The following is a 13,274-nucleotide window of genomic DNA, read 5'->3' as shown; positions in this document are numbered from 1 at the left end:
TTAAATTAGGCATGAAAAGTAAATTTACAGTACTCTCGTTTTTGATTGTTTTATTAACAACAAGTTACACTTCTTTCTCTCAGAATAAAACAAATGAAACTGCAGAAATTAAAAGTATAATTTCTAAAAAAAGAAGTTTTAATAGTACCTACGGATTTGGTTATAGAATTCAACTTTATAATGGAAATGAATCTAAAGCAAGAAGCATTATAGCTCGTTTTAAAGTAGAGTTTCCAGAAAACTTCTCTAAACTAGTGTACAAAGCACCCGATTGGAAAGTACATGTGGGTAATTATAAAACAAAGTTAGAAGCAGATAAAGATATAGTGAAATTTCAAGAAAAATTCTCTGGAATTATAGTGATTCCAATGGGCAAGTAAAGAGACTATATTAAAAGTAATTGAAAAAGCTTCAAATTTTTTACCATCTGTATTTAGATAGTGAAAAATTTGAAGCTTTTTAATATAATATATTTAAAACTCTACATAGCTAAGCAAAAACTCTAAACCACTAATGATTAAGGTTCTAAAAAGAATTCTTATTTTCCTTGCGCTTCTAAATCTACTTCTTGTAAAGGCACAGAAACCACTGTATTTCCCCAACCTAAATACATAGTAACCAAATCATCCTTATTTTCATTAAAAACAATTGAAAAAGACTCAATAGGTTTTTCTGCTTCAGAAACTTTACCAGATACTCTAAGAACATCATCTTTCTTGTCATATGTATAATGACCCCAAACGTTTCTAACAGCACTTAAAATGAAAGTCCATTCTTTTTCTGAAGGAATCGTAAATAAAGTATAAGTACCCGCTTTTACTTTTTTCCCACCAAATAAAACATCTTTAAAAAAAGTAATTTCAGAAGCTTCATTAGCACCTGTTCTCCACACACCTTTATCAGAAACCGCCGCTAAAGAAGACAATTCTCTTCCTTTTAATTGTGGTCTACTATAAATTACTTTTACTAGTTTATCAGAATTTCTCCAATCAGATGGATAGGAAGCAGCATCCATAGGACTTACGTCTAATCTTGGGAATTTTTGAGCGAAAGTGTTTGTTGCTGAAATAATGGTGATTGCAAAAACGGCAAAGGATAAAATTGTTTTCTTCATTTTTATATTTTAAGATATGATTTAAAAATCAGTCATCAAAAATAAAAAACCTTACACAGTGAAAATCCTAATTTTGTGTTAAAGAATTTTTAACAACCACAACCCGAACTACACCCTTTCTTTTTCTTAGAAGGGAAAATATATTTTCTCACCAAAAAAGCAACGGCTACTACAACTAATATGTATGCTATAATTTCTTGCATTAACTTAAAATTTGATAGGTTATAAACGAAGCCATATAAGCTAAAAAGCCCATACCAAACAACTGAATTAACGGCCATTTCCAAGACTTGGTTTCACGTTTAACAATGGCTAAAGTTGCCATACATTGCATTGCAAAGGCATAAAAAACCATTAAAGACATTCCTACAGGAAAATTAAATCTTTTTTCTCCAGTATCTGGATTTATTTCAGACCTCATCTTTTCTTTAATCGTAGATGTATTTTCATCATCTGCTTCTACACTATAAATAGTAGCTAAAGTACCTACAAAAACTTCTCTGGCAGCAAAAGATGTTATTAGAGCAATTCCTATTTTCCAATCATACCCTAATGGTCTAATTGCCGGTTCAATTGTTTTCCCTAAAACACCAATATAAGAACTTTCTAATCTTGCAGAAGCTACTTTTTGTTGTAACTCTTGGTCTGATAAATTTTGATTCGCCACTTTTTCAATAGTATTTTTTTCGGCATCATCAAAAGAACTTGGTCCGTTAGATGCTAAAAACCATAAAACAATAGACAAGGCTAAAATGATTTTTCCTGCTTCAAAAACAAATGATTTTGTTTTTTCTACCACTTCAAAAAATACATTTTTTACTGAAGGTAACTTGTAATTAGGCATCTCTACCACAAAAAAAGACTTCGTTTTTATCTTTAAAGTTTTATGTAAAATATACGCAGCTATCACTGCCGTTGCAAACCCCAAAGCATATAATGACAAGAGCACTAAACCTTGTAAATTTAAAAATCCAAATATTTTTTTACTAGGAATTATCAACGAAATTAAAATTGCATAAATTGGTAAACGTGCAGAACAGGTAGTAAAAGGCACTACTAAAATGGTTATTAAGCGCTCTTTCCAACTAGCAATTGTTCTAGTTGCCATAATTGCAGGAATAGCACAAGCGGTACCAGAAATTAATGGAATTACACTTTTACCGTTCATACCAAAACGTCGCATAATTTTATCCATTAAAAATACTACGCGGCTCATATACCCAGTTTCTTCTAATACCGAAATAAATAGAAACAAAATAGCAATTTGTGGAATAAAGATTAATACCCCACCTATACCAGGAATAATTCCTTCTGTTAATAAATCTGTAAGTACCCCGCTTGGTAAATTACTTTTTGTAAAATCGGCAATCTCAGCAAAAGTAGTATCTATAAAATCCATTGGTACCGAAGCCCAATCGAAAACAGATTGAAAAATCACCAACAATAAGAACACAAAGAAAAAGTACCCGAAAAATTTATGTGTAAAAACTCTATCTAATCTACCACGTAGGTCTTTGGCTTTTGTTTTATCAACTATATAGGTCTTTTTAAGAATTTTATTAATTTCTTGATAACGATATATGGTTTCTTTATGTTGATATTTCTTTAACTTAGAAACATCCTTTTTAAAACTAAGAAGCTTTTGTTTTTCTACTGATGAAATGGTGTCTGGATAATTATTCTGTGTTACCATCAACCATAATTCATACAAAGAATAATTAGGGCTAATTTCTTTTAACTTATCAAAATAATCTGGATCAATCTGATGATTAATACCACATAAAGGAGATGCTTTTGCTGCAACATGACATCGAATAATTGCTGCTTTTACATCATTTATACCTTCATTTTTTCTGGCACTTATTAAAACGACTTCTGTATTTAACTCCTTTTTTAATAATGATAAATCAATAGTAATTCCTTTTCTGTTCATTTGGTCAACCATATTGATTGCCAAAACCGTTGGAATTTCTAAATCTTTAATTTGAGAGAAAAGCAGTAAGTTTCTTTTTAAATTTTCTACATCTGCAACCACCAATATAACATCTGGAGATTCTTTTATGTCCTTTTTAAGTAGTGTTTTTAAAACAATACTTTCGTCCATAGAAGTAGGGTTTATGCTGTAAGTACCAGGTAAATCTGTTATAATAGCATTTTGTGTAGCAGATAATTTACTAATACCTTCTTTTTTATCAACCGTAATTCCAGGATAATTACCAACTTTTTGGTTTAAACCTGTAAGTTGGTTAAAAAGAGAGGTTTTCCCAGTGTTTGGGTTCCCTATTAAAGCAACTTTTATATCGTTTTTAGACATTATAAATGGACTTTAAGTATTCGAATTTTAGCAGCTGTTTCTTTTCTTATTGCCAAATGGCTTCCATTTACACATATATATATAGGATCCTTTAAAGGCGCTATTTGAACCAACTGAACCTCTGCCCCAGGTAGACAGCCCATTTCTAACAACTTTAAAGGAATAAAATCTAAAGACTCTTCAGAAATATATCCTATCTCTCCCTTACGTAATGTGGCTATTGTGCTCAATGAATTTTATTTGGAAGGCAAATATACTCATTTAGAATCATTCTAAACAAGTTATTTGGAAGCATATTCTTCTTTTAACAAAACAATATCTTTTTTTAGCTTTTCCATGTCTTTTTTCTCTGTACCATCGTAATATCCTCTAATACGTCTTTCTTTATCCACCAAAACAAATTGTTCTGTATGTATAAAATCATTTTCGTCTCCAGTACCTTCATCTGTTACAGCGAAATAACTTTTTCTGGCAAGCTCATAAATATGTTTTTTAGGTCCTGTAGTAACATTCCATTTTCCATCTATAACACCTTTTCTATCTGCATAGGCTCTTAATACTGAAACGCTATCAATTACTGGGGTTACAGAATGAGACAAAAACAAAATATCCGTATCATTTTTATAATATTCCTGCAACTCACTCATATTATAAGCCATGGCAATACAAATAGTTTGGCAACGGGTAAAAAAGAAATCTGCTATGTAAATTTTATCCTTATAATCATCATTTGTAATGGTTTTTCCATTTTGGTTGATCAATTTAAAATCTGCGACGGTGTGGTTTTTTTGAATATGCAACATACTTTCATCTACCAACCTCGGGTTTACATCTACGGGGTTATAAATTTTAAGGCGATTATCAACCTTTAGTAAATGATAAAATACGGGAAGTGAAATTGCCGAAAAAACTACTAAAAAAATAAGAGTTGGCAACGATTTTTTAAAGAATTTGAACTCCATAAAATAATTTTATAAGTACAAATTTACGACTTAAAAACCCCTTAGAAAAGCTAATAAAAGTAAATACTACCCAAAATCTTTGTTAAAATAAAAAGGTAGCTCAATTTGTTCTTTTGCAACTCTCTTTAAAAACGTACATTTGCCACTATTTTAATTATGATTTAACACTGAATGGAAATATTAATAAAAGCATCGCAATTTATTTTAAGTTTATCTTTATTGATTGTATTGCACGAGCTAGGGCACTTTATACCTGCAAAATTGTTTAAAACGAGAGTAGAAAAATTCTACTTATTCTTCGATTATAAATTCTCAATCTTTAAGAAAAAAATTGGTGATACCGTTTATGGTATTGGCTGGATTCCTTTAGGTGGATATGTAAAAATATCTGGTATGATAGATGAAAGTATGGATACCGAACAGATGGCTTTACCTCCACAACCTTGGGAATTCCGATCTAAACCTGCATGGCAACGTTTAATAATTATGCTAGGTGGAGTTTTTGTGAATTTTGTATTAGGGATATTTATTTACATTATGTTAATGTATACCTACGGAGAAAAATTTCTACCAAATGAAAACGTAACAGACGGAGTTTGGGTACAAGATTCTTTGGCAATAAATCTAGGTTTACAAACCGGAGATAAAGTATTGACGATTGATGGTGAAAAAATTAAAAAGTTTAATGAATTAACTTTAGGCTTTGTAAACGGAAATAATTTTCAAATAGAAAGAAATGGGAAAATTATTGACAAAGTAATTCCTGAAGATTTCATCTCTCAACTAGTAGATAGAGGTAAAGATGCTGGGTTAATTGTACTCCCTAGATATCCCTTTGTTATTGGTGCTGTTTCTGCAGATTCACCTAATATAAATTCTGATTTAAAACCAAATGATATTGTTGTTTCTATTAACGGAGATGCAATAAAATATTTTGATGAAGCTAAAGCTCCTTTAGATAAATTTAAAAATCAAGATATAAAATTAACTGTAAAAAGAGGATCAGAAACAAAAGACGTAGCCGTAAAAGTTACTAATGAAGGAAAATTAGGCCTTAGTTTAGGCCAATTACCTTCTAAAGATTTAGAACGACTAGGTTATTACAAGTTAGCTAATATTGAGTATTCTTTTGCACAAGCAATTCCTGCAGGATGGAACAAATCTGTAAAAACACTTACAGACTACATAAAACAATTAAAGAAAATTTTTAACCCAAGCACAGGAGCTTATAAAGGTTTAGGTGGTTTTATTTCTATAGGAAGTATTTTCCCTTCGGAATGGAGCGCAGAAACCTTCTGGAACATTACAGCATTCTTATCTATTATGTTAGGTTTTATGAACCTTTTACCAATACCAGCTTTAGATGGTGGACACGTAGTTTTTACCCTTTGGGAAATGATTACAGGTAAAAAACCAGGAGATAAATTTTTAGAATACGCACAAGTAACAGGTTTTATTTTATTAATAGCCTTATTACTTTTCGCTAACGGAAACGATATATTTAGATTGTTTAAGTAAAGTAAACAAAACATAAGAAACCAAAAAGCCTCACTTTTATAAAAAGTGAGGCTTTTTTTTACACTCTTAAAGAACGATTGATAAAAGAAAACCAAGTATAATACGTATAGCAATTATTACAACCATATGTCTTAGTTCCTGGTATTAACCTAATAATAAATTTTCTTTTTTCTCTATGCCTAGACACAGAATTACATCTTGGACAAGCTTTCATAATTTATAGTTTAGAGTTAGAGTGTTGAAATATAAATATTTACAACACATTAAAGCTACTCTAAATTAACTAATTTATATGCTCTATATTTGTTAATGCATCTATCTTTTATACTTTTACTAGTATAGATTAATTAAAAAAAACTTTACTCCTACTAATTTATTTACTGCTTCCTGTAAATAAAAGTACTATTTAATTTACATAACAGTTCATAAAAAACCCTCACAATGTTATTATTGTAAGGGTATTTTTATATTTTAAAAGAACGATTGATAAAAGAAAACCAAGTATACTCTGTATTACACTTATCGCAAGCATAAGCTTTTGTACCTGGTATTAATCTTATAAATGCACCTCTCTTCATTCTATGGTTTGATTTAGATTTACACTTTGGACAAGCTTTCATTGTTAAGGAAATATTTGATTTAGACTTGCAATCTACAACAAACAAAAATTATATCATATACCGTCATATTCAATTTAATAATTATTTAATATGCAGTACTTTAAAACCAATAAAAGGAAAACAAATTGTTATCAAACAAAGAAAAACCACCATTCAAAATAAATGAATGGTGGTTTTATAAAAATTATATGAATAGAATATGCTCGTTTATTAGAACACTTATTTTTTAGACGGTAAATCTCCTTTAGGTTCAATAACCTCGGCTGCCTCTACAATTTCTTTAACATCTTCAGCAGAAATATCTTTTCCTTTTAAATAACTTGGCAACTCCATACCAGCCATATTAAACATTTCTTGTAATGGTGGCACTGCTTTATACATACCAGAAATAAAGTTAGACGTTGATGTCTTACCATCTGCACCCCCTCCATTTTCCCAAACAGTTACTTTATCAATCTTAATATTTTTAATAGCTTCTGCTTGTATTTTTACCAATTCTGGTAATTTATCTGCAATTAATAACAATGCAGCATTTTGAGAATCATTTCCTGCCGCTTTTACTATTTGATCTAAACCTTGTGCTTGTTTTGTTAAAACTTCAAATAAACCTTGCGCTTCTGCTTGTGCTTTAAACAAAATTGCATCCGCTTCTCCTTTTGCAATTCTTCTAATATTTTCTGCTCTTGCTTCTGCATCTATTTCTACTTTACGTTTATCTATTTCTGCAGGTACAATAATATCTGCTAATTGAGAAGAACGTTCTCTTTCTGCTCTTGCAACTTCTGCTTCTTGCTCTGCCGCATAAGACTCTTTTAATGCGTTTGCTGTTTGTACTTTTTCTGATGCAATTGCTGTACGCTCCGCTTCCGCCTCTCTTTGTCTTCTTAAAGAATCTGAATTGGCTACATTAATTTTTGCGGTATTTTCTCCAGCTACTGCTTGTGCATTTGCTGCTGCAACCTGCGTTCTTTCATCTTGTACTGCATTTGCTTCTCCAATAGAACCATCTCTATTTTTTTCTGCTACAGATTTACGTGCTGCGTTAATTGCGTGTGCTGCAGCTTCTTTACCAAGTGCTTCTATATAACCAGATTCATCAACAATATCTGTAATATTTACGTTGATTAATTTTAAACCTACTTTCTTTAACTCAGTTTCTACAGATTGAGAAATATTCGTCAAAAACTTATCTCTGTCATTATTAATTTCTTCAATATCCATAGAAGCCACTACCAAACGTAACTGACCAAATATAATTTCTTGAGCTAGATCTTGAATGCTATCTTGATCTAAACCTAACAATCTTTCTGCAGCATTTTGCATAATTCCTGGCTCTGTAGAAACCCCAATAGTAAATCTAGAAGGTACATTTACACGAATGTTTTGCTTAGAAAGGGCGTTTACCAAATTTACTTCTATAGAAATTGGTGTTAAATCTAAAAATTGATAATCTTGAATTACAGGAAAAATAAATGCAGCACCACCATGAATACATTTGGCAGATTCTCCTCCTCCAACTTTTCCATAAACCACCAAAATTCTGTCTGAAGGACATCTTTTATATCGTTTTACCAAAGTGACAAACACAATTATAATTGCTAAAATAGCAAAAGCAATTACTGGCAATGCACCAAAGGATTCAATTTGTAATGTTATAAAATTTTGCATAGTATTTTTTATTTATTTTTGAGGTTCTATTATTAATATTCCATTGTTTGTTACTTCAATTACTTTTATAACATTTCCTTGTTTTAAGTCTTCATTATAATCTGTTAAAGCTTCTAATTCTCTTAAAGCTCCTTGTACTTTTACTTGTACTTTTCCAATTTTAGACCTATTTGCCCCCACGGTTAAATACACTTCTCCAATAGCATTTAAAGCATTTTTCATTTTTAAAGTTCCGCTAGAGGTTAATTTACTGATGTAATAAAACATTGCTGCCATTACAAACATCATTGCTAAACCACAAAGAAGTGAAATAATAATAGTGGTAGGTTTTGAATTTCCGGCATCGATACTTGAAATTCCACTCCATCCGAAAATAGTAAAAAATGCGACTAAGTTTTTCAAGGTAAAAAATTGAAATCCTGCACCGGTATCCGCATCAATCTCTGCATCTACATCGCCAATATCATCTGTATCTGCACCAAATATTGTAGTTATTAAGACCAACAAAAACATAAAGGTAGAAATACTTGTAATTATCCAATACGTTTTTTGAAAAGCAGTTAATTCCTGAAACCATTCCATCATAGGTGTTCGTTTTAAAAGAGATTAAATATAAAAAAAAATGACTGAATAACCACGTTATTCCACCAATATAAAGAGAAACTCAATTTTATGAAAATCAACTTTTATAAATGTGCTTTTATAAATTGATTTTAACCTTTAATTGATAAAAAATATAGCATTAAAAATTACTGAGTTTACCTATTAGTAACCTAAAAAGGTATTTTGTTACATAAATTTTAAAAAATATTAACAATCAAATAAAATAGAGTGCAATTTTGTTATCATTACTATTTTACTCCTATTAACTAAGATAAAAAGAATACTAAAAAACCCCTTCTGGTTTTTGAAACCTAAAGGGGCTGATTTAGTTATTTATAAAATGAGATTCTAACAAGTTTAGAATGACACATTGATTACTCTATCTTTTTTATAACGGCTTTTGGCGCTTCTTTTTTAGTTCCATCAAAACCTTCTACACCACCCACTGTTGTGTATTTCATTACATATTTTTTATCTGGATAAATTCTTTGATACGCACTTTGACACATTAAGGTTGCCTCATGAAAACCACATAAAATCAACTTTAATTTTCCTGGATAGATATTTACATCTCCAATGGCATAAATTCCTGGAATATTAGTTTGATAATCTAAAGAATTATCAACTTTAATAGCATTTTTTTCTATTTCTAATCCCCAATTTGCAATTGGACCTAGTTTTGGTGATAAACCAAAAAGAGGAATAAAATGATCTGTTTCCACGATAAAAGGTTCCTCTCCTTTTTTAACAACCGAAACTCCGGTTACTTTATCTGTACCCACAATTCCTTTAACTTCTGCAGGCGTAATCATGGTAATTTTACCAGCGTCTTTTAATTCTTGTACTTTTTCTACAGAATCTAAAGCCCCTCTAAATTCGTTTCTTCTATGTATTAATGTTACTGAAGAAGCTACATCTGTTAAAAATATAGACCAATCTAAGGCAGAATCTCCACCACCAGAAATAACTACTTTTTTATTTCTGTAAAATTCTGGATCTCTAATAATGTATTCTACTCCTTTGTCTTCGAAATCTGTAATATTAGGAATTGGCGGTTTCCTTGGCTCAAAAGAACCTAAACCACCAGCAATAGCTACTATTTTAGCCTGATGTTTTGTACCTTTATTGGTAGTTACAATAAAAGAACCATCTTCTTGCTTGTCTATGGTTTCTGCGCGCTCTCCTAGTGTAAAACCTGGTTCAAATTGTTTAATTTGTTCCATTAGTTTGTAGGTTAAATCGCCCGCTAAAATTTCTGGATATGCAGGAATATCATAAATAGGTTTCTTCGGATAAATTTCAGAACATTGTCCGCCTGCTTGTGGCAATGCATCTATTAAATGACAACGTAATTTTAATAAACCTGCTTCGAAAACGGTGAATAATCCTGTTGGACCAGCACCAATAATTAAGATATCTGTTGTAATCACTTTTAGTTTCTTTAATTTTATCATTTTAAAAAACCAAGCATTCTGCTTATTTAAGCAAATTACTTGGTTCTTTATAACGCTATTTATTTTTTATGCTGATGAGCGCGTTAGGGATTGAAGCACTTGTTTGAGCCCTTTTTTACTTTTTTCGAGTAAAAAAAGCGAGTGCGAAAAGCCCGACCTTTTTAGGTAACGCCCAAAATTATATTTTTACAAATGTTTAAAAACTGATTTTTATCAGTTTACGCTACATTTATCACTTCAATAATTTGTGGCGCATACTTTTTAATAGTTGCTTCTACCCCGTTTTTTAAGGTCATTTGATTTACAGAACATCCTGTACAAGCACCTTCTAATTGTACTCTTACTATAGATTCTTCTATAGAAAGTAGTTTGATATTACCTCCGTCGCTTATTAAAAAAGGACGAATTTCATCTAATGCTTTTTCAACATTATTTAATGTTTCTTGTGCTGTCATAAAATCAAATTTATTTTGTACTACAACCACTCATGGTTGTAATTCTAACTACTTCTGTTGGCGGTAAATCTGCATTTCTTTTTAATAATTCTGAAACCATTTCTTTGGTAATATCATTAAAAGCTTTTTCTAAAACAGTTCCGTTTTGTAAAGCTACCGGATGCCCAACGTCTCCAGATTCACGAATACTTTGCACTAAAGGAATTTCTCCTAAAAACTTGGTATTAATATCTGTTGCTAAATTTTTTGCTCCGTCTTTACCAAAGATATAATATTTATTGTCTGGCAATTCTTCTGGTGTAAAATATGCCATATTTTCTATGATCCCTAAAACAGGTACATTAATATTTTCTTGTTGAAACATTGCTACACCTTTTTTAGCATCTGCTAATGCGATGTTTTGCGGTGTACTTACCACAACTGCTCCGTTAATTGGTAATGCTTGTACTATTGATAAATGTACATCTCCTGTTCCTGGAGGTAAATCGATTAATAAAAAATCTAATTCTCCCCAATCTGCATCAAAAATTAATTGATTTAATGCTTTTGACGCCATTGGCCCTCTCCAAATTACTGCTTGATCTGGATTTGTAAAAAACCCTAAAGACAATAATTTTACTCCGTAGTTTTCTACGGGTTTCATTTTAGAACGACCATCTACTTGTACAGAAAGTGGTTTTGCTTTTTCTACATCGAACATGATGTGTTGTGATGGCCCGTAAACATCGGCATCTAAAACCCCAACGTTAAAGCCCATTTTTGCTAAAGAAATTGCTGTATTTGATGTTATTGTAGATTTACCAACGCCTCCTTTACCAGATGCAATTGCAATAATATTTTTAATATTAGGAATTGCTTTTCCTTTAATTTGGTTTGGATTTACTTTTGCTACAGGCTTTTCTACTTTTAAATGTATTTTTACATTAATTTCTTCTCCAACATGGGTTTTAATTGCCTTGGCAATCTCCGTTTCAATCTTCTTTTTTGCTTGTAAAGTAGGGTTACTAATGGTAACATCTATTTCAACATCATTTCCAAAAGTAACTACATTTGTTACATTGTTGTTTTCTATTAAACTTTTACCTTCTCCGGGAGCTGTAATTGTTTCTAATGCCTTGTATATATCTTGTTTCTTAAAACTCACTTTATTTTTATTTAATCTTACTTGCAAATATACGTTTTACGGATTAGAATAGAAAGTTTGTAGATTATGATTATTTATGTTCTGATAGTTGGATATTATAGACACGAATTTGACAAATTGCACCAATGGTTTTGTAATTATTGATAAATCTTAGATAGGTTTAGAAAAACTAAGACAATTCTTCTATAGGATTCCAAAACACCTTTTCTAAGTCTTGAATTTGATTTTCTACAACCATAATTCCTTCATTTTCTAGTAATTGTTGCATTAGGTTTGTACCATCAAAATGATGCTTACCTGTAAGTAATCCTTTTCTATTTACTACTCTATGTGCAGGAACATCGTCTAAATTATGAGCTTTATTCATGGCCCAACCTACCATTCTTGCAGATCTTGCTGCTCCTAAATACGTGGCAATTGCGCCATAACTGGTAACTCTACCATACGGAATTAGTCGAGCGACTTTGTAAACTTTATCAAAAAAATTATCGGATTCTTTCACGTTGTGAAGGTAGCATTATTACACGGAGTTTCGCAGAGATAACAAAGAGGTACTCGGAGGCTTCAAAAAAAAGACACAGATTTCACGGATTATCACTGATGACTGTGGTGCAAAGTTATTACACAGAGTTTCACGGAGTAAAACAGCCATTCACGGAGTTGAAAACGAACATTAACAATTATGCTGCAATGAGATTCCTCAATCGCCGAAAAGACTCATTTCGGAATGACAGCATGCGTAACCTAATACTTTAATCTAAATTTTATGTAGGTAATAGGTTTATCTACTTCTAAATATTGCTTTTCGTAAAAAGTTTGAGTTTCTGTAACTTCTTTTGGTGCGCCTTCATTTTTATACACAGTATGGTTTGCATATAAAATTTCATGGCCTTCTCCATGCAATAAACCTAAAGTATAACCATGCATAAATTCTGAATCTGTTTTTAGATTCATGATACCATCTTCATTAAGAATATGATGGTATTTTTTCATAAAACTAGCATTAGTCATCCTATGTTTTGTACGCTGAAATTTTATTTGAGGATCTGGGAACGTAATCCAAATTTCTGAAACTTCATTTTCTGCAAAAATAAAATCGACCAACTCTATTTGAGTTCTTACAAAAGCTACATTATCTAGATTTTCTTCTATTGCAGTTTTTGCGCCTCTCCAAAAGCGAGCGCCTTTAATATCGATACCAATATAATTTTTATTCGGATTTTTTCTAGCCAAAGCAATGGTATATTCTCCTTTACCACACCCTAACTCTACAACAATAGGATTGTTGTTACCAAAAAAAGAATGCCATTTACCTTTATAAGAGAATTCTGTTACAACTTCTTCTCTAGTTGGCTGAATGACATTTTTAAACGTTTCATTTTCTTTGAAACGTTTTAGTTTGTTTTTGCTTCCCAAGTTATT

The 13,274-nt window shown here is 31.1% G+C and carries 14 protein-coding genes; 2 read left to right on the top strand and 12 right to left on the bottom strand.

Annotated features, from left to right (window positions below):
* Nucleotides 1-11: 11 nt before the first annotated feature.
* Nucleotides 12-380 carry an SPOR domain-containing protein gene (locus tag JOP69_RS12960; RefSeq protein ID WP_203393366.1) on the top strand — a complete coding sequence of 123 codons (369 nt, stop codon included), beginning with the start codon at nucleotides 12-14 and terminating at the stop codon, nucleotides 378-380.
* A gap of 158 nt (nucleotides 381-538) precedes the next feature.
* Here JOP69_RS12960 and JOP69_RS12955 read toward each other — a convergent pair whose 3' ends face one another.
* From JOP69_RS12955 to JOP69_RS12935, 5 genes are all read right to left on the bottom strand, one after another.
* Nucleotides 539-1,114 (bottom strand): DUF2911 domain-containing protein, encoded by a 576-nt coding sequence (locus JOP69_RS12955; RefSeq protein ID WP_203393367.1) that lies wholly within the window; start codon nucleotides 1,112-1,114, stop codon nucleotides 539-541.
* 89 nt (nucleotides 1,115-1,203) lie between these two features.
* Nucleotides 1,204-1,317: a FeoB-associated Cys-rich membrane protein gene (locus JOP69_RS12950; protein WP_203393368.1), complete on the bottom strand. Its 114-nt coding sequence runs from the start codon at nucleotides 1,315-1,317 to the stop codon at nucleotides 1,204-1,206.
* Nucleotides 1,317-3,428 carry a ferrous iron transport protein B gene (gene feoB / locus JOP69_RS12945; protein WP_203393369.1) on the bottom strand — a complete coding sequence of 704 codons (2,112 nt, stop codon included), beginning with the start codon at nucleotides 3,426-3,428 and terminating at the stop codon, nucleotides 1,317-1,319. The genes JOP69_RS12950 and feoB overlap by 1 nt, the downstream gene beginning before the upstream one ends.
* Entirely contained in the window at nucleotides 3,428-3,658 is a 231-nt protein-coding gene (locus tag JOP69_RS12940; protein ID WP_203393370.1) for a FeoA family protein, read from the bottom strand. Before JOP69_RS12940 ends, feoB begins: the two co-directional genes overlap by 1 nt.
* 51 nt (nucleotides 3,659-3,709) lie before the next feature.
* A complete protein-coding gene (locus JOP69_RS12935; protein WP_203393371.1) occupies nucleotides 3,710-4,390 on the bottom strand; it encodes an SCO family protein in 681 nt (226 codons plus the stop codon).
* 171 nt (nucleotides 4,391-4,561) lie between these two features.
* Between JOP69_RS12935 and rseP the strand changes: the two genes are divergently transcribed.
* Nucleotides 4,562-5,908, top strand: a complete 1,347-nt coding sequence (gene rseP / locus JOP69_RS12930) for an RIP metalloprotease RseP (protein WP_203393372.1) — start codon at nucleotides 4,562-4,564, stop codon at nucleotides 5,906-5,908.
* Nucleotides 5,909-6,747: 839 nt separating this feature from the next.
* On the opposite strand, the gene JOP69_RS12925 is transcribed toward rseP, so the two are convergent.
* The 7 genes from JOP69_RS12925 to trmB all read right to left on the bottom strand — a co-directional run bounded on the left by JOP69_RS12925 (nucleotide 6,748) and on the right by trmB (nucleotide 13,268).
* Complete coding sequence (locus tag JOP69_RS12925) at nucleotides 6,748-8,196, bottom strand: flotillin family protein (RefSeq protein ID WP_203393373.1); 1,449 nt, start codon at nucleotides 8,194-8,196, stop codon at nucleotides 6,748-6,750.
* A 12-nt stretch (nucleotides 8,197-8,208) separates the two neighbouring features.
* Nucleotides 8,209-8,781 carry a hypothetical protein gene (locus JOP69_RS12920; protein ID WP_203393374.1) on the bottom strand — a complete coding sequence of 191 codons (573 nt, stop codon included), beginning with the start codon at nucleotides 8,779-8,781 and terminating at the stop codon, nucleotides 8,209-8,211.
* Between the two features lie 392 nt (nucleotides 8,782-9,173).
* Nucleotides 9,174-10,229 (bottom strand): NAD(P)/FAD-dependent oxidoreductase, encoded by a 1,056-nt coding sequence (locus JOP69_RS12915; RefSeq protein WP_203393450.1) that lies wholly within the window; start codon nucleotides 10,227-10,229, stop codon nucleotides 9,174-9,176.
* A 242-nt stretch (nucleotides 10,230-10,471) separates the two neighbouring features.
* Nucleotides 10,472-10,708 carry a NifU family protein gene (locus tag JOP69_RS12910; protein ID WP_203393375.1) on the bottom strand — a complete coding sequence of 79 codons (237 nt, stop codon included), beginning with the start codon at nucleotides 10,706-10,708 and terminating at the stop codon, nucleotides 10,472-10,474.
* Nucleotides 10,709-10,718: 10 nt separating this feature from the next.
* Entirely contained in the window at nucleotides 10,719-11,852 is a 1,134-nt protein-coding gene (locus tag JOP69_RS12905) for an Mrp/NBP35 family ATP-binding protein (RefSeq protein WP_203393376.1), read from the bottom strand.
* Between the two features lie 169 nt (nucleotides 11,853-12,021).
* On the bottom strand, nucleotides 12,022-12,354 hold the full coding sequence (locus tag JOP69_RS12900) for an MGMT family protein (protein ID WP_203393377.1): 333 nt from the start codon (nucleotides 12,352-12,354) through the stop codon (nucleotides 12,022-12,024).
* A 242-nt stretch (nucleotides 12,355-12,596) separates the two neighbouring features.
* Entirely contained in the window at nucleotides 12,597-13,268 is a 672-nt protein-coding gene (trmB, locus tag JOP69_RS12895; protein WP_203393378.1) for a tRNA (guanosine(46)-N7)-methyltransferase TrmB, read from the bottom strand.
* Nucleotides 13,269-13,274: the final 6 nt, after the last annotated feature.

This window comes from Polaribacter sp. Q13, assembly GCF_016858305.2.
In the GTDB taxonomy this organism is placed as follows: domain Bacteria; phylum Bacteroidota; class Bacteroidia; order Flavobacteriales; family Flavobacteriaceae; genus Polaribacter.
The sequence above is the reverse complement of the archived record's forward strand: the minus strand, read 5'-3'. Positions and strand labels throughout refer to the sequence as shown.

Excerpts from the sequence above, each read along its gene's own strand:
- JOP69_RS12960 (WP_203393366.1), top strand. The coding sequence starts at position 12 with ATGAAAAGTAAATTTACAGTACTCTCGTTTTTGATTGTTTTATTAACA.
- JOP69_RS12955 (WP_203393367.1), bottom strand. The coding sequence starts at position 1,114 with ATGAAGAAAACAATTTTATCCTTTGCCGTTTTTGCAATCACCATTATT.
- JOP69_RS12950 (WP_203393368.1), bottom strand. The coding sequence starts at position 1,317 with ATGCAAGAAATTATAGCATACATATTAGTTGTAGTAGCCGTTGCTTTT.
- feoB (WP_203393369.1), bottom strand. The coding sequence starts at position 3,428 with ATGTCTAAAAACGATATAAAAGTTGCTTTAATAGGGAACCCAAACACT.
- JOP69_RS12935 (WP_203393371.1), bottom strand. The coding sequence starts at position 4,390 with ATGGAGTTCAAATTCTTTAAAAAATCGTTGCCAACTCTTATTTTTTTA.
- rseP (WP_203393372.1), top strand. The coding sequence starts at position 4,562 with ATGGAAATATTAATAAAAGCATCGCAATTTATTTTAAGTTTATCTTTA.
- JOP69_RS12925 (WP_203393373.1), bottom strand. The coding sequence starts at position 8,196 with ATGCAAAATTTTATAACATTACAAATTGAATCCTTTGGTGCATTGCCA.
- JOP69_RS12920 (WP_203393374.1), bottom strand. The coding sequence starts at position 8,781 with ATGATGGAATGGTTTCAGGAATTAACTGCTTTTCAAAAAACGTATTGG.
- JOP69_RS12910 (WP_203393375.1), bottom strand. The coding sequence starts at position 10,708 with ATGACAGCACAAGAAACATTAAATAATGTTGAAAAAGCATTAGATGAA.